General features: G+C 32.0%; 8 protein-coding genes. All 8 read right to left on the reverse strand.

Translation table 11 applies throughout. The features are described from left to right. Positions 1-340: 340 nt before the first annotated feature. Positions 341-4489, reverse strand: a complete 4149-nt coding sequence (locus tag GQR98_RS17730; RefSeq protein ID WP_159020734.1) for a hybrid sensor histidine kinase/response regulator transcription factor — start codon at positions 4487-4489, stop codon at positions 341-343. A 295-nt stretch (positions 4490-4784) separates the two neighbouring features. After that, positions 4785-6998, reverse strand: coding sequence for a glycosyl hydrolase 115 family protein (locus tag GQR98_RS17735; RefSeq protein ID WP_159020735.1), 2214 nt, complete (start codon positions 6996-6998; stop codon positions 4785-4787). Between the two features lie 190 nt (positions 6999-7188). Further along, positions 7189-9744 (reverse strand): putative glycoside hydrolase, encoded by a 2556-nt coding sequence (locus GQR98_RS17740; RefSeq protein WP_159020736.1) that lies wholly within the window; start codon positions 9742-9744, stop codon positions 7189-7191. 214 nt (positions 9745-9958) lie between these two features. Next, positions 9959-12220 carry a T9SS type A sorting domain-containing protein gene (locus tag GQR98_RS17745; RefSeq protein WP_159020737.1) on the reverse strand — a complete coding sequence of 754 codons (2262 nt, stop codon included), beginning with the start codon at positions 12218-12220 and terminating at the stop codon, positions 9959-9961. Between the two features lie 124 nt (positions 12221-12344). After that, entirely contained in the window at positions 12345-13043 is a 699-nt protein-coding gene (locus tag GQR98_RS17750; protein ID WP_159020738.1) for a hypothetical protein, read from the reverse strand. A 77-nt stretch (positions 13044-13120) separates the two neighbouring features. Beyond that, positions 13121-14095, reverse strand: a complete 975-nt coding sequence (locus tag GQR98_RS17755; protein WP_159020739.1) for a T9SS type A sorting domain-containing protein — start codon at positions 14093-14095, stop codon at positions 13121-13123. Positions 14096-14401: 306 nt separating this feature from the next. Beyond that, a complete protein-coding gene (locus GQR98_RS17760; RefSeq protein ID WP_159020740.1) occupies positions 14402-17011 on the reverse strand; it encodes a hypothetical protein in 2610 nt (869 codons plus the stop codon). Between the two features lie 105 nt (positions 17012-17116). After that, on the reverse strand, positions 17117-19018 hold the full coding sequence (locus tag GQR98_RS17765) for a sulfatase (protein WP_159020741.1): 1902 nt from the start codon (positions 19016-19018) through the stop codon (positions 17117-17119). Positions 19019-19020 lie beyond the last annotated feature (2 nt).

The raw sequence follows: 19020 nt of genomic DNA on the forward strand, positions 1-19020 counted from the left end.
TTTATGCTTTTATTACCTAGTATTTGTTTTTGGTAGCCAAAATAGAATTCGAAATTTTCTAATTCTTTATTTTACCTCTGCAATTTTTATTTTATCTAAAAAAAGAATAAATTAATAAGAGTAATTCATTTAAAAAGAGATGTAAGGTAAATTTGAATTCATCTTGTTATTTAGGACAAAATGGAAGCAATAAGTGAACAAGAAAAACAGGAAACTTATAAACAAATGCAAATTGGTTAGTCGTTTCTTTGAGAACAAAATTCCCCGTTTTTGGAAGAGAGACAATAAATACTCTAAAAAAAAACTACTTTTAAATAATTTTAAAAGGATTGTGAATTAATTAGGATTTTTTTGAGTATTCAGAAGGTGTGACACCGTGTAGTTTTTTAAACGAGGTAGAAAAATATGACTTAGAACTAATACCTATTTGATACATCACTTCATTAATATTCGCGCCATCATTTTTATTCAATAATTCTGCGGCCCTTTGTAGTCTAAAGTTTCGCAAATAAGCATTGGGAATTTGACCTGTAAGTTGTTTTAGTCGTTTATAAAAATGAGAAGTACTTAAATTCATTTTTGCTGATAATTCTACAACACCAAAATTAGTGTCTGAAATATTTCCCTCTATAACTTCAATAATATCACTTAAAAATGCTTTATCTCGAGTAGATAATTCGATTCCTTTTTTCGGAATTGAACTGTTCTTTTTGAAATGTTCTTTTATTCTAATATGATTTTCGATCAGTTTTTTTATACGTAATTTTAAAACTTTTATAGAGAAAGGCTTGCTTAGGTATTCGTCTGCTCCAAACTCTAAACCTTTAATGATATCTTCGTTAGTACCTAATGCCGTGAGCAGTAATACAGGGATATGACATGTTTCAGTGTTTGATTTAATTTTCTCGCAAAAAGCAAATCCATCCATTTCTGGCATCATAACATCACTAATTACCAGGGTTGGTTCTCTTAATTTTATTTTTTCTAAGCCTTCTAAACCGTTATTTGCTAAGGTAATAGAATATGTTCTCGAAAGTGTACTGGTTAAAAAGTTTTGTACATCTTCTTCGTCTTCAACAATCAATAAATGGTGTTCCTTTAATTCATCATTTAAAGTTTCATTTTTATATTCGGTTGATAATGGTACCCAATCTTTAATAAATGATTTTGTAGTGGTGTTTACTTCAATATTATTATAATCTTCAATGTTGCCAATAGGTATTAAAACTGTAAACCTGGTTTCTTTAAAAGGTTCACTTTTTACAGAAATATCTCCTTCAAATAAATTGATAAGCGATTTACAAAATGCAAGACCTATTCCACCTCCACTTAATTTATTTTCATTATTTCCTAATTGGTAAAATCTTTCGAAAATATTATCCAAATCTTCTGCAGGTATCCCTTTACCATTGTCTATAACATCTATTTGTATCATTTTTGTTCCGTTTTTATGAATGATATCAGATTCGATACTAATGTTTCCGTTGGCAGGTGTATTTTTAAAGGCGTTGGATAGTAAATTGAAAAGGATTCGTTCTACTTTTTCTGTGTCTATTACAATGTATTCATTAGGCGAATTAACTTTGTAAAAGAAATTTATGTTTTTTTCGGTAGCATAATTTTCAAATGCTTCTGTAGTTGGGTATATAAAACCTCCTAAAGTATTCTGACTAAAATTTAAGTCTAAATAACCTTGCTCTGCTTTTCTAAAGGTTATTAATTGATCTACTAAACTAAGTAGCCGTTTGGTATTCTTTTGAATAATAGCTAAATACTTAGTCTTTTCGGAATCTTTATTAATGGAAATTATATGTTCTAACGGTCCTGAAATTAACGTAAGTGGTGTTCTAAATTCATGTGATATATTGGTAAAATATCTAAATTTCCCTTGGTTTATGGTGTCCAATCGTTCTTTGTCGAGTTGTTCATATTTTAAGCGCTGTTTTAGCTTTTCATGCTGAACAAAATAAATAATAATACCAGCACATATTAAAACGGTTAGTAAAACAAAAAGCAAATAACTCCACCAAGTTTGATACCATGGTGGTAAAATTACAACAGCTAAGCTCTTTATTTCGTTGCTCCAAACACCATCACCGTTTGAGGCTTTTACCTGAAACACATAATCGCCCGCAGAAAGATTAGTATAGGTTGCTGTAGTTTTTCCGTTTGGATCTTCAATCCAAGTATCGTAAAACCCCTTTAGTCTGTAAGCTAATTTATTTTTCGATGGCGTAGAGGTGTGTTCTGCTACCAATTGAAAAGCAACAATGTGTTCGTTTTGGCTTATAGAAATGCTTTCTGTTTCTGAAATGGACTTATTTAGAACAACATTATCATCAAGCTTCTCACCAATTTTTATTACTTTATTATTTACAAGTAAAGCCGTGATTATTATTTTTGGAGGCGTGGTGTTTAATTGAATATTTTTAGGTTTAAAAAGTGTTAAACCATTTAATCCTCCAAAATAAAAATAGCCAGATGAACCTTTAAAATATGCACCTTTTCTAAAATTGTTTTGAGCTAAACCATCGTCTCTTACATCGTAAACATTTGTTTTAGTAGTCTCAGTATTAAATTTAACTAATCCCATATCTGTACTAAGCCATAGGTTGGTGTCGTTTTCTGGTAAAATACCATAAATGGCATCATCTGGTAAAATATCGTTTTTCCTGAAATAATCTATTTTAATTGGCGTACCAGTATCATCTAAAGTTATTTTATTTAACCCACCACCAAATGTACCAACCCAAATATTGCCCTTAGGGTCATCATAGAGTGAGAAAACAGTTGAGTAGCTTAATTTCAATCTGTTATTTCCTTCATCAGAAATTTGATTCTCAATATTGATTTTTTCTCCATCAAAAGTTCCATACAGCAAACCTTTATTGGTGCCGAACCATAGTTTTTTATGTTTGTCTATTATTAGGGTCTGAAATACAATTTTATAATCAAAATCTAAAATGCTTTTAACTTCTAATTCAGGATCTGTTTTATTTTTTATGCTAGTCCATGGATTTTCTACTATTGTAATTTGATTACCTGCAAAAAGTAAATGGTTCTCATCTATTTGGTGGATAATATGGTATAATTGTTTAGGAATTATTTTTCCGTTATGTTTAAAATCAACATGTTTAAAATTGTTTTTTAAAGGATTGTAAACCATTATATTTGAATCTGTAGCAAACCAGATATATCCTGCTTTGTCTTCATATATATTTGTTATTATATCAGAGTCTTCTTTTAAACTATTTTGATTTAATACATTTTCAAACTTAATGTTGTTTACGGTTTTATCATTGATTATTTCAGTACTTCTAAATAAGTCTTTATTATATGTGGAGATCCATAATTTACCTTTACTATCTTCCAAAATGGAATTTATTAAATTATCAGAGATGGAGTGTTTGTCAAATGGGTTTTTTGAATAGTTAATAAATTGCTTTTGAGCAATGTCCAATTTATTAATACCTCCTTGCCCTGTTCCAATCCATAAAACATCATAATTGTCTTGATAAAGGGCATTGATAATATTACTGCTCAGTCCATTTTTATTTTTTGAAGTATATAGGTAGTTTAAAAACCTGTCTTCTTTTTCTAGATATTTTAAAAGACCATGTTTTTCTGTTCCAACCCAAACAATACCATTGTTATCTTCAAAAATAGTATTTATTCTTATAGGGGATTTGATATCACCAATATCATATTTACGAATAATTTGTATGCGACTATTTTTAAAACTTGTTTTGAATAAACCATCAAAGGTCCCTATCCAAAGCATGTCTTTTATGTTTTTTATTGTAGAAATATTGTAATTATGAAAATTTTCAAAATCAATTATTTTTTCAATTCTTGAATTAATACCTGTTGATTCCTTACTGAAAAAAGCTTCTTTAAGACCTTTAGAAGTAGCTAAGAGCAGTGCGTTGTTATCCGTAAAACTGAATTGTTTTATAGTAGCTATGTTGGTGTAAGCATCTAAAGAAATATTTGATACTTTAAAAACGCCATCAATAACATCTTCAATATTGCAAGCATATAATTTATTTTCGCCCGAGAACCAAATTGCTCCATTAGGACCAGAGCTAATATGGCTAATGTTTAATTTAGAATCTATAGGTATGGTATGAAATTTTTCAAGCCAGGGCACATATACATTTATTCCTTGTTTGGTACCTATCCATAATAAACCAGAAGGATCATTATATAAATGTGTAATGTAATTACTTGATATGCTCCCGTCGCTTTTGCTTTGCGTGGTATAGGTTGTAAAATCATATCCGTCATATTTTATAAGGCCATTAGGTGTACCAAACCATAATAAACCATAACGGTCTTTGGTTATTGTAATTACCGTATTTTGATTAAACCCTTCTTCATTCGAAAATTTCTCGAAATTTTGAGCGCTTAAAATAGATGAACCAAATAAACTAAAGCATATGCAAATAATTAATAAAATTGGTTTGATATGTTTTAGAGCTATAGTCATTAAACTTGTTTTTTTAGTTTTAATTTATTTTTATTAGCAGAATACATCAAAGATAAAAATAGAGATTAATAATTTTTTAAAAATGATTTTAATTATCCAACTTTTTTTTTCAAGTCCAAATTAAATAGTAATATATTTTCTATATTCTTTTAACGAATAGCTATTTTAATTACTGCAGCCCTAGCGGGAGGCATTTTGATCTCTATAACATCATCTTTTACCATTCCAATTTTGCATAGTCGAGTCCATTTTTTATCCCATAAATATTTATTCGTTGCAACTCGGGTACTCAATTTTATTTTTCCTCTAGCACTTCTAAACCTCTACCTGAATACTTATGAAAATATGGAAATACTCCATCACCATGATCCATGTATTCATGCGCAGATTTCCAAAAAGACCCATTCCTGTACCCTCTATATTCAGAAGTATATGGCTGCTTACGTATTTTTGCGATAACACTTTTTAATTGCAAACGTGTTTTATATATATCCATTAAACGAACATGCATAAACATAGTATCCCATTTACCATATTCCGCTTTGTGAGCTTCCTCAATTATTTTTTCAATTTCTATTAATGCAAGTTCCATAGCATTTGCAAAATCTTGTTGATTTAGATTTGGTTTATATGCTTCTAATGCATCTACCACAATTTGTAATGCTTTTGCAGAGTACATGTGAACCGCAACTTGATAGGTAAAATGTGCTTGATAAAAATCTTTTCTATCTTCTGGAATTTCCTCAGCTATTTTTAAGGTTGATTTCCATAAACTAGGAAAGAAATCTGCTGTTTCGGCTAGAGGTTCTTTTGTTTGAGCCAGGCTATTCATTCTTTTTTTACCTTTTGTATTTTCTATCATTTCATCAATAGTTTCACCTTTGGCAATTCCATCTCCAAAACGTTGCAATGCCGATTGTATTAGATACTGTAACAAGTGCTCACCTCGAGCTCCTACCCATCTATCTCCTGCAGGCATTTTTTCTCGCATATAAGGAATATTGTAATAGTGTAAACGTATATCTGTTAATTTTGAAGCCAATTCTTCCCCAAATTCTTTAGTATACCACTCCATTAAATAATCTTTCATAGATGCTTCAGGAGATTTACTAAGAGCAGGTGTTGCATCCCATAAAAAATCATTCATCGCATTAACAGACAGTGCTGCTGGACGAATACCACTCACATTAATTACCGCATATTTTGTAGCTCCTTTTTCTACATAACGCTTTAATTCTTTATAAAAACGTGCAGGAGGAACACCTTCTGTAGTTCGGTTTTGTGTTAACATCATCATCATTACATGATAATATAAACCATCTCCTTTCTCTAGGTATTTCCCACCACTATCTCTCATAAAACCACGACCATCATCAGCAAACATTTTGGTCACTCCTTCAGGTATTTTTAATAATCCTTTATTGTAAAATGCTCCTTGTTCATTCCAAAGTGCAGCTACAATGGTAGCATCTGGCTGGTACTTTCTAATAATATCTGTTTGTGCTTGCATGGCCTCTGCAATCACCTTAGCTCTTCCTTCATCCGTTTTTGGAGCTGCAGGATCACTAAGCCAAAAAGCACCATCACTTTCTCCTCTAAAACCAATAGTCCAAACAATTTCTTTATCAGCTTGTACTTTTATTGCTTTCTCCCAAGCATCTAACAAAATTTCTTTTTCTGTAATAAATGAGAAAGGAACATCCTTTGGCCAATTCATCATATTTAAACCAACAGGTGTCACATGATGATGATTTACGGCAACCCCTCTTCTTTTACATAAATCGTACACATTCGCATCTGGATATTGTGCAGATTCAGGAATGATCATATTTCCTTTGGTTCTTAACAAAGTTTCCAAAATTTTATCCATCCACTCTGATGCAATTACATTTCCTCCTAAAGGATCGCGGTGCATACCATCATGCAACTCTTCATCATTTATAAACCAACCTCTATACTCAAATGTTGGCTTTTTAGATTTGATTTCAAAGTCTCCCTTTACTACTATTTCCGATTGCTTTTTTGGAATATGGTCTGTAAAAACATACATAGGATCTATCCCTAAAACTTTTTCTGTAAAAGTATAAATAGCATAAATAGTTCCTCTATCATCTGCTCCAGCAGCAAAAATGGCAGCGTTCTTATTTTTTGATTTTATATTATCTAAAAAAATATGAAAATGCTCTTTCTCTTTAGGAAGCTTAACGTTTGTTAAATTTTTAATATTTTTTGAAGATCCAAATACAATAACTGGACCATCCCAGTTACTGCTTGAATTGTTATGAAAAATTACAGGTGGATAACCAAAAACTCTATACCAATCCTTTTCGGCATCTTTTATAGCCTTTTGTATTGGCATTCTTTTATAATCTGCATCAGTAATTACCCAAGGGGTATCACCAGTAATCTTTATGCCATTTATAACTTTTGTTTGTGCATTCATCGCAATAACAAAAGCACATAAAAAAAGTGTTAAAAAGGTTATTTTTCTTGAAAAATTGTTTTTCATAATTTATATTTATTCATTTTATTCAAACATTCTACTTAACTAAAACTAGTCAACCCAAAATAACTTTTTAAAAGCAGGGATTTTCATATTCTATTTCCCTTCAAGGTTTCTCGTTTTTAGACTACATAATCGTAACCACTCTATATTGAAAACCAAACAATTTACACTAAACTGTCTTCATATTGGATAATTATTTTTTAATGATTTTAAACGTTTCTGTTAGTCCATTTTCAGAAACAATTTTTAAAACATAAACTCCAGATGATAGCTCTAAAATATCAAAGTTAGTCTCATTCCTCGGAAAGCTCTTAACCAACTGTCCACTCATACTATACACCTCTACTAGAGTTACATTTTTTGAAAGTGTAAATGTTGATTCCGATAGATTTGAATATACTCGAATAGCATTATCATTCTCTAGAGATGTACCATTTTTACTTACAGCTATATCTGTCTTGCTACTAACCCCACATGAAACAGCATTTGCATTAAGACCTTCAACCTTCATATAATCAATATTACCTAAACCATTGGTACTTATAGACTCTATTCTTATGTCTTTAACCCCGGCTGGAAGATAAACAGTGACAGAAGTATTTTCTTTCCAAATATTCCATTCTGTTGTTTTATTAAATGTAATTGCATCTAAAACAGATACCCCGTTTACAAACAACTCTCCTTGTCTGTCACTTGGACAGGCATGATTCCAGGTAAATGTATACGAACCCGAATCTCCAAATATTTTCCAATTTACGCCATTACCTGATGCATTATCAGTATTGGCAAAACCATCTCCTGTGTAACCCGGTTGATTATTATTGATCGCCCCATCAACAGAACAAAATCCGATCTCGTTTTCTTGTATTGTAAAAGAAGTTATACTACTACATAAAACAGGCTCAGTATTAGCTCCTACAACTTTCATATAATCAATATTACCTAAACCATTGGTACTTATAGATTCCAATCTTATGTCTTTAATTCCTGCTGGAAGATTAACAGTCACAGAAGTGTTTTCTTCCCAAATATTCCATCCAGTTGTTTTATTAAATGTAATTGCTCCTATAGCAGATACTCCATTTACAAACAACTCGCCTTGCCTATCACTTGGACAAGCATGATTCCATATAAAGGTATATAAACCTGCATCTCCAGATATTTTCCAATTTATTCCATTACCTGTAGCATTATCAGTATTAACAAAACCATCTCCAGTGTAATCTGGCTGATTATTATTAATCGCTCCATCAACAGAACAGAATCCGGTTTCGTTTTCTTGTATTGTGAAAAAATTTATATTGCCACTATTGCATGAAACAGCGGTAACATTAGGCCCTTCAGCCTTCATATAGTCAATATTACCTAAACCATTGGTACTTACAGACTCCAATCTTACATCTTTAATTCCTGCTGGAAGATTAACAGTAACAGAAGTATTTTCTTCCCAAACTGCCCAATCCCCTGTACCGTCAAGTGTTATATTATTTAAAATAGACTCTCCATTTACCAATAAATTCCCTATCCTATCGCTTGGACAGGCATGTCTCCATGTAAATGTATAAGAACCTGCACTTCCTGATATTAGCCAATTGATACCATTACCTGCTGCATTATCTGTATTAACAAAACCATCTCCTGTGTAACCTGGTTGATTATTATTAATCGCCCCATCAACAGAACAAAATCCGACCTCGTTTTCGTTTATAAGTAAATCATCTGAATTAAGACTATTGTTTTGCCCCCAAATAATTGATGATGTTTTATTATCAATATCTATTTCTACCAAACAATGCTCGAATACCCTAGTATATACATAACCATTTTTAGTAGCAACTCCTAAAGGTTCACCTATTTCTTTTGAAAAATCATCTGTCCAATAGGCAAGAGTATCATCAGCAACATAAGAGTTTTCATCTCCTCCCCATGAATAAAATGTGTTGTCGTTTGCTACTATTAAATATGCTGCTAAAGAAAAATCGTGAGTTAAACCAAATTCTCCAGCAGAGCTTCGACAAATAATATATTTATCGTTGGGGATTTCTAATAATGCATCCATTAAAACTTCCGCTGTAGCTGTTGCAAATACTGTACCTCTAAAAAACACTTCTACAAAAACTCCATTTGCGTTATCTAAAACACTTGAGTCTGCATATATCTCTAACCATTGCCTAACATAATAGCCATTGTAAAGCACAAAAGAATTCATATTATCTAAATTCTCCTTTATAGGATCTAACACATTACGTATCTGTGCCCCCGAAAGACCATCTGCAAACACGCCATCAAAATCCGTATTATCAACAACATTATCAGCAGTATTTACCCACCAATTTTGTGCTTCTGTAGTTGGGTACGTCCAACGTAGTACACCTGTAGCATCTTCTTCTACCCAATTAGGATTAGTGGAAACTATATTATCTATACTAGAATAGTTAAAGTCATAAGCTGAATTAGCACTCCAATAATATAAAATCTTAGCACTGGGGTTGTTCTGGCGAATCTTAGTTGCTGTCACTGCCAATGCTTCATCTGAATTTCCAAACCCGTAAATGGCACTAGCATTTCCTTTAGCAACACCAAACATGTAGTAATTATCTTTAATAAATTCATATTGCTCATCTGTAAAATCCTCAGCTCGATATGCATGACCATATAAACGAACTTTAGACCAATCACCAGGACCTGCAGGCTGCGCATAAGTATTAGTTAATAAAAAAAAACTAAATAGTACCAGTAAAACTTTCATAACTTTCATAACTTTTGATTAATGTTAATTACTTTAAATATTGCTTTTAATTCATTCTTGGGAATTACTTCAACAAAACAAACACCTACTGAAAATTCAGAAATATAAAAACTGGTTTCATTAGGTGTTTTTTTTTGAGTAACTACTCATATACAACACCTTAACACTTAAAACAATATTAAATCGAATAAAATGATTTGTATTTCGTGAAATATTAAACTTTTATTATTTTCAATATTTCCTTTGCTCCATTTTCTGAAACAACTTTTAAAAGATACACCCCTGATGACAATTCAGAAATTTCAAAGTTCCTCTCATTCCTAGGAAAACTCTTAACCAATTGTCCATTCATATTATACACCTCTACTTGAACTACGTTTTCGGAAAGCGTAAATGTTGATGAAGATAGATTTGAGTATACCCGAATAGCATTTTCCTTCTCTAAATATATACTGCTATTACTAAGAGGCTCACATGAAGCAGCAGTAGTAGCATTTGGACCTTGTACATTCATGTAATCAATATTACACAAACCCGTATCACTCACGGATTCCAATCTTATATCCTTAATTCCTTCTGATAAATTAACAGTAACAGAGGTTTCTCCCCAAACCGCCCAATTCCCTGTAGAACTAAGCGTTATATTATTTAATATAGGCTCTCCATTTACTAATAAATTAGCTATTCTATTAGTTGTAGCTGCATGTCTCCATGTAAACGTATAAGAACCTTCATCTCCAGATATTTGCCAATCTATACCATTCGCAGCTGCATTATCAGTATTGGCAAAACCATCTCCTGTGTAACCTGGTTGATTATCATTAATCTCCCCATCAACGGAACAAAAACCAGTCTCGTTTTCTTGTATCATAAAAGAGCTTATAATTTCACTATTATCTCTTATTAATAATTCATTAGAATTGAATTTTTCTCCTGGAATAAAGCAATCGTTACAAATTACATCTGAAAGGAGTACCATATTGTCTGTACCAACTTGTGAATTTTCGTCACTCTCAGGCATTATATAGCCTAACATAGCCACCCATTCTGTTTTTCCGTCATAAGGCTGATAGATATCTCTATCTGTAAAATCCGGATGTATAAACTCTTTTCTTCCACAAATAGCATAGGGATCTGTAGTCAAATTATAATTACCAGTGTCATTGTCTTTTATCAAAAATAAAGGCACCGAGTTTGTAACCGGAAGGGCATAAGTGTATGCTATCGGTTCAGAATCTGTTGTTGGCATAGAATTCGTGAAAATATTTTGATCATCTACACTAGTAATGTAAAGTGGCAACATTTCAGATGCTTCCTTACTAATGTCTACAATACCATATTCTACCTTATCAACTAAATCATACGATTTTTGAATAACTTCATCTCGTTCTCCCAAAACCATATAAATACGTTTAAAAAAGCCCCTACCTGGCCCAACGTCTGTGCCGTTGTTAAAAGCCGTCATAATAGTAATATCTCTGGTGGAATTAGGAACCCCAGAGATACCAATACTACATAGTGATTTTTTAGGTTGCCAACTTTCTCCATAATGCTTATCCAAGCCATGAACAGTACTTATGGTTAACGCAGAAGGGTTGTCCATTCCATTTTCATCTAATAGCGTTGTTTTGGCTACCCAACCTCCTGCATCGGCGATATTAAATCGAGTCGGATAAGTACCTTCAAACTGCTCAAAACTAACCCCGTCAGGCATAGATTTTATAGAGTTTGCAAATACTGAGAGACGCATCATAGCCCAAGGCATAGCAATGTCTCCATAAGTATTAGATCCAAAATTATATCCGTAATAGGTAATCTCTAACACATTATCGCCTATATGACGATATTTGTGGTAGAACATTATATCTCCTCTATTTATACTTGGTTTTACAACAGGACCCCAATTAACACAAGTATAACTTCGATCACCCTTATCAAATTTTTCAGTAAATAATGGATGATAAAAAGGAGTTTCGGGATCCATAACAGGATCAAAATCTGTACGAACATACATACCAGCTCCATGAACAAATCCATTTGCGTAAGGAATACCATCCATCAATACACTATCATCATGATTTATTTTATCTCTCCATGTTTGAAGGACCACATCATCTACCCAAGGACTCTCGCCTCTAGCACCTGCTTGCGGTGGAATTAACTCCCCTGTACCCTCTAAAATCCAAGAATATAATTGTCCTCCTTTACCTATTCTAATAGACCAATCAAGATTATCTGATGTATGATTCAATTGCGTATGAAAAACATCATCTTCAGTCCAAGGTTGACCTGGATACCAATCTGATTCTGTCCAACTATCATCTGTAGTAGTTAATGACAAAGCACTTGTTCCTTGCGTTGGCGTTGGACTGATTCCTAGATTATCAAAAACATTAAAAAAGGAATTTTGCCCTTGTACTTTAGTAGTGGTAATGACAACTAACAAAAACACAAGTTTAACTATCAATATTTTCATAATCATTTATTTGTAGAAAGATCTATATTATCTTACTAGACTAGAGCAAATATTTTCCCTTAAAAGAAGGATTTTAATAAATTCAAAGACTTAGAAGTTATTGAATTGGGATGTTAATTTTAAATTATTTAATCTTTATATTAGATTTAATTGAAGCAATATAAAAATCAATCTCTTCTGCTAAGTAATCAGAATCAGATGAAGGATTTTCAGTTACTGTATAGTATTTTTTACCATTAGAATGCCCTGTAAGTGGCTTTCCAAAAACAATTTTAAATTGCGTATACTCGTTTATGTTTGATGCATATTCATTATCGACTTCAAAAGTCACCTTAAGCGTTTGCCAACCGGGTTTAAAATCTTTTAAATGGCATATTTTGTACCTTCTTTTAACATCATCTCCATCAATAACAAAAACAATTTTACGTTGCTCTTTTGGCACAGAACTTAAATCCAAACCATCTAAATCTACTGAAACATATATTTTTACTTCAAAATTAACAAGTAAAATATCTTCAATTTTCTTACTTTCTAGATTATTTTTAAATTTAAAAGTAACAGATGGAAAACCAGATGTGCTTTTTGCATTTTTTGTAAACTTAAATGCTTTATGTGTATTAACCCCTTCTAAATTAGGTATTAATGGAGTGGCAGATATAAAACTAAAATCATCTTTAGACAATTTCTTATCTTGACTTGATATATTTGCTAACTCCATGTTTTTTATACCATTTCCATAATCTAACCATATTTCGGAGCAATTTTGAGCATTTATGGAGTAAGAAAACAACAACGCCAAACTAATTAAATATATTCTTTTCATTATAATATTTTATTTTATAATAAAAATGAGGTTATGTTATAATTATAAACAAAACCTCATTTCTTATTTACTCTTTCTTATTTTTTCACAAAACGCTTAACCGTTTTTTGACTATTTTCTGATTCCATCTCAATAAGATAAACACCTTTAGAAAAACTACTTATATCTATTTGCTTTACATTAGACTCTTTAACTAGAGAACCTATTGTATTAAAAATTTTAACCGATTCTACATTATTAGATAAAAATATTTTATCCTCTGCTGGGTTAGGATAAAACAAAAGTGACTCAGTTTTATTAATATCGTTATTAGTAGATAATAAAGTTGCATCTAACGCAGTATCAGATAATATACTACTAACATAAATAGATACGTCTTCCTCTAAAAAGTTAGTGCCATCTGTGTAATACTTAAGAGTTCCACCAGGCTTTGTTGTAGTAGAACCTAAAACAAGTGTCGCTTGATCATATTGGTTTAAATTTGTAGCATCTTGAGTTCTAATTTGAACCTTAAAATCTAACTCTTGCCACCCCGTATTAAAATCAATCTTAGCACCTAAAGGTCTTGCACTTGTTCTTGTCTTAGCTACTCCTTCAGAATCTTTTAGTTGCAATGTAAACCTCATGTCAGCTCCTGAAGAAGTTTCTAAACCAGTTAAGTCTACTCCTGTACTAGCATCTGGATCTGCAACTATATAAAGAGTAACCTTTACATTAATATCTATGGTAGCGGAAACTACTGCATCGTCTAAATTCCCATTAAGCTGAACTGTAAAGCTTGGAGTTCCTGAAGTTCCTACTGTACTAGCTTTAACATATTTCAATGCCGTCTGGTTTGCAGCACCTGTAGGTGCGGGAACCGCAGGCGAGTCTGAAGTATAATCATAAAACAGAGAAGATCCTGGTTCGTCTTGAGATGCAATACTAATTACAGACCCATAGTATTCTGAGTTTCCATAATCCACCCAAGTTTGATCAAAAGTTTGAGCACTTGCAGTAAACGAACCAATACATAAAGTTAATAGACTGCTTAAAAATAATTTTGTTTTCATAAAATATTTAGTTTAAATGTTAATAGAGGGTAAAACTAGCTAGAAATCACATTATTTTGTTTCTCTAATTACTTCTTTTATTGCTTATTTCAATTTATTTAAAAATAAAAAAGCTTTTGCAGCTAGCTATTACAGTCGTCTCTTATAATATTCAGAAGTACTTTAGAATATGCTTAACTAATTAAATAATATCACTAATCATTTTCTTCATATTAGAAGTCTGAAAGTTGTTTTTTCTGCTTTTTCTAAATCGTTATTTGAAGTTTATTTATCATCGTCAAACCAAGATTGAATAATAATTCTTGATTATGGAGGCGTTTCACCTAAGTAGTATTTAATGACAGCTGTTTCATCATTTTTAATGTCCTGGTTTACATTGTATACCAAATTAAATAATTTTGTTTCGGTATTGTAATTTGTTTGCCAAAAATCTTTTCCATGTACCGATTGGTCTACAACTTTCCATTCACCACGATAGTATTTCCATAGCACTGGGTTTGTCACAGAACTTAGTCCAGAAAAAACAATAGGAACATATCCTTTTCCTCCAGTAAGGGTAACAAGTCCTGTGTTATTAGAAGTTTCAACAGTTAAAGGGTAAGAGGTGTGAATAGTATTTGTTGATGATGTTGCTCTTATTTTGTTACCAAGAGACTCTCTATATAACAATTCATACGAATTTCCATAAGTAGTTAATGCATTTAAGAAATTTTTATTAGGGCCATAATAATCTACAGCTTGTTTAGGGAGTACAACAACTTCTACTAACAGCGCTATTTTATCTCCTTTAGTAAAAGAAGTTACCTCAGGAGGTGTTACCAAACAATAGGAAGTAGGATTGATTTCTTTTTTTTCTGAATATCCTTTAGAACTAGATCTTTCCATCACATAGGGCGTATTGTTTTCAGTTCCTCCAAAAGTTGCTGAATAATTTCTGATAATCATACCATTATTGGTGTCAATTTCTTTTTTGTTTTTAGCTCCTTTTTTGTACAATCCATCTCCTGCCCATAACCACGGGTTATCTCCATTTAAGGCAATTTCATTTGTGGTGTAATTGTTAGATCCATTATTTATAGGGGTAAACTTACCAATCATACCAGTATCATTTCCGTAAACAACACTTTGTGTATTAAAATAGTTATAAAAATCACCTCCTAGTTGGAAAATATCAAACCGATTAAAGGCCGCATTTTCAAGTGCTTCTACGTTTATTGTGTAATAAATTCTTGTAAAATCATCGGATCTATTTATGTGAAATGTATAATCAAACTTTAGTTTTTTGTCTTCAGATATTGCTGAAATTGAAGTTTCGGTTAAGTTTGGAGAGTATGCTTTAAAATCTGTTTTTACTTGTGAGTGATAACTTCTGTTACCAGTATTATCTTCATAAACAAGAATGTCAAGTCCACCAACATTACCTGTCCATCCACATTTTGTAGAATTTCCTCCATAGGCTTCATTGGTGACTAAAAAAGGGCGAACATCTGCACCAATGGATTTCCCGTATTCATAATCAGGAGAATGAGTTATAGATTCTCCAAAACTTCCTAAGGCTGCTTCTAACCATGCTCCTCTAGGAAATCCTGCTCCAACGACTGATAATTGGTGAGAAGATGCCGTGTAGGTTTCCCCCCATTTTGCACCTGTTTTTTTGTAAACGAGATTCATTGTTGTGTTTGCAGGAATAATTATTTCGGTATATTCTTTAATCCAAGAACCTGAATAAAATTGTGAGGTAGTATCATGCCAGTTTTTAGAAACCTGAAGAGGCAAACCTGATGGATCTCCATTGCTGTTACAAATTATCGAATTAAAACCAACTATATTACCTGGGGGAATTTGTCTGAAACATAATTTAACGCTTTGTTCTTTAGAAGATGAATTTTCCAACGTTAAATTAATACTTTGTAATTTATCTGTTGTATCGCAACTACCATATCCCATTGTGTATTTGGGAATATCAATATAATGCATACCTTCATCTTGATTATATGAGATGTTTGATATTTTTTTAACTGAAGGTAATGTTTGTGAAGCTGTAATACTTATTTCTTGTTCATCTCTAAAAGCTTCTTTGTATTTAGTAGCTATGTTTTCTGTAATTGCACAGAATACAATACTTACTTCATATGCAGTATTAGTTAGTAAGTCTTGTTGTGTTGTTGTTACGGTGATATTATTACCATTAATAGCTACAGATTCTGCAAGAACTCCCCCTTTTACAACAAAACCTTTATTATTAATTGCGTAAGCATGCAATTGACCAGATTTGTAGTATTGGTTGTATTCTGCTGGAATATCAATAGATAGTTGTAGTTGACCATTGGTAATATTTACCGTAGGTTTTACGTGAAAAGTAATTTTAAAACGATTATGCCAATTAGTAAAATCAATCCCTGTGTAATAAGTGTCTATAGATGGCTTTCCATTAAAATTGGTACTTACAAATCGTCTGTTACTCCAATTTCCAAATTCGGCTAATTGACTATCCTTTCTTCCTGTATTTGTAGGTGTATCACTTTTATCGTAAACAATAGCACCATTTTGAAGAATGGCATAGTTAATATCACCTTTATAATTAGTTGGAAAAATAGATGAGTTTAATTGCGAGAACCCTTGTTTTTTTGATAAAGAATGTTCGTTAACCAGTAGGCTATTTATAGAAAGGTTTTTATAATCTATGTTTAATGAATAGCTACTGGTGTAATTGGTAAAACTTCTGTTTTCTGAAATAGAAGTTTTCCAATTGTTATTCCAATAGGTATAATTATATGAATTAGTATAGTTGTCATAAGATTCTTGATTTACGGCTGTTAAACTGCTTTGAGAAAAGCAAATATTACTAATACTTATAAGTAGTAATATTAGTGAGAATCTTGATGTTATAAAACTGTTTTTTAGATGTTTGTTCATTTTTAAAGTTGAATAAATATTAATAATACGGTAATGATTTATGTTTAACATAAAGGAATCTTTACTATGTATTAGTAATTTAAATATTTCGATTTGCTATATAAGTTATTTATTAGGTATCGCATATTTAGAATAATTCTCTTTTTTAGCTGTTAATTCTTTTCTGGTAGGCATTTCTGGATAACTCACTAAAAAGTTATGTTCATCAATTAAATTAATTACGTAATGCGTTGTTCCTTTTGGTAAGTCAACGATTACGGTGTTTTTAGAAGTTATCTTTGCATCTGCTTTGAACCATTCTTCGTAGTGATGTCCACCATTAGTTGTATAAATTAAATTGGCTTTTACCACCTTTGCACCATTTTCTTTATAGGTAAAAGTGACTTCATTTTTATTTTTAGATGCAACTATAGCTGTAGGTACAGTTTCTTTATGCTCTAAGTCTTTTTTATAATATGGATTGTAAGAAGGATAGCTAGCTTTCATTTCTGTTAAAAGAGAAGTAAGCTTATCATTCATTAGTTTGGCTCTTTCAGGGTCTGATGTTGCTAAGTTATTCGCTTCTTCAATATCCACTCTTTTTGATGTTCCTGTTGAGGTGTCATAGAGTTTATAAAGTTCAAATTCTGTTTTTCTTGGGTTTGGGTTATTTTTATAATCGTAATTTCTAATCAACTTATAATCATCAATACGGATTGTACTTTGATAAGAAGAATGGGGAAAATGCCACATCATAGTGGTTCTTTCTTTTCCTTTTTTATTTAAAACTAACTTAGAGTTGGTTGGGTCTTTTAACAATAGGGTTGATAAATCATCTCCATCTAAATTTTTGTCTTTTGGTTTGTCAATATTTAGCAAGGAAAGAATCGTTGGATAAAAATCAAGTCCGTTTACAGCAACGTCAGACTGAACACCTTTTTTAATTCCAGGACCTGAAATTAGTAAAGGAACTCTTGTGCCTCCTTCTTTTGCGTTTATTTTTCCCTTGTCTAGTGGGTAGTTATCTGTAATAACTTCTCCAGGATGGCTTTCCATACCTCCATTGTCAGAAGTAAAAATAATATAAGTGTTTTCGCTTAATTTATGTCCTGGCCAGCGAGGATCATCAGTAGTTTCTAAATAATTAAAAACCTGTCCTACATAATAATCTAACATCTCTACCATAGCACAATAAAAAGGGTTGTTCTGTCCTTCTAAGTCCCAATGTTTAGGGTCTGCTGGAAAAGCAACTCCTAGTTTTTTACAGTATTTTTCTAAAAGAGCCTTACTTCTCGTATGGATGGGTGAATGAACTAAAAAGGTAGCATAATACAAGAAAAATGGATCTTGTTTGTTTTCTTCTAAAAAGTTTAATGCATCTTGATTATTTTGATGAAAAGGAAAACCATTCTCATCCAATCGGTAAGGGTCAGATTCTTTATTAGTGGCAAAGTCCGTTAGTCTGTTAGGTCTTTGAGGACTTGTAACACCACGATTTGCTGTAGATATGTCAAAACCTTGATCTGTTGGTTGAGGGTAGGCAGAGTGATCGATAGCCATGTGCCATTTTCCTGAATGACCCGTTTTGTAACCATTTTGCTGTAGCACTCGAGCCAAGGTCATTTCGTTTTCTGGCATACGTCCACTGTACCAAGGATCGATAATACGTTGTATGTTTTTATTGACATAAACTGTAGGAGGTGCACCACCAACAACATGTGTTTTTTGTGCTCTTGCAGGATGATTTCCACTCATGATAGCACATCTACTAGGTGCACAAGTAGGGGCGGGAGAATACGCTTGCCAAAATTGTACTCCTTTTTTTGCGAATGCATCTAGGTTTGGTGTTTCGTAGGGAGATGGTTCGTCAATGTCGTAGCATTTTACGTCTTGCCAACCTAAGTCATCTGTTAGTAAAAGTACTACGTTAGGTGCTGGTCTTTCTTTAATAAATGTTTTATTATGCTTTTGAGCATTACAATTAAAAAATAAACTACTGATAATAATTACTATACTGCTTTTAAACATAA

The organism is Algibacter sp. L3A6 (genome assembly GCF_009796825.1).
Lineage (GTDB): Bacteria > Bacteroidota > Bacteroidia > Flavobacteriales > Flavobacteriaceae > Algibacter.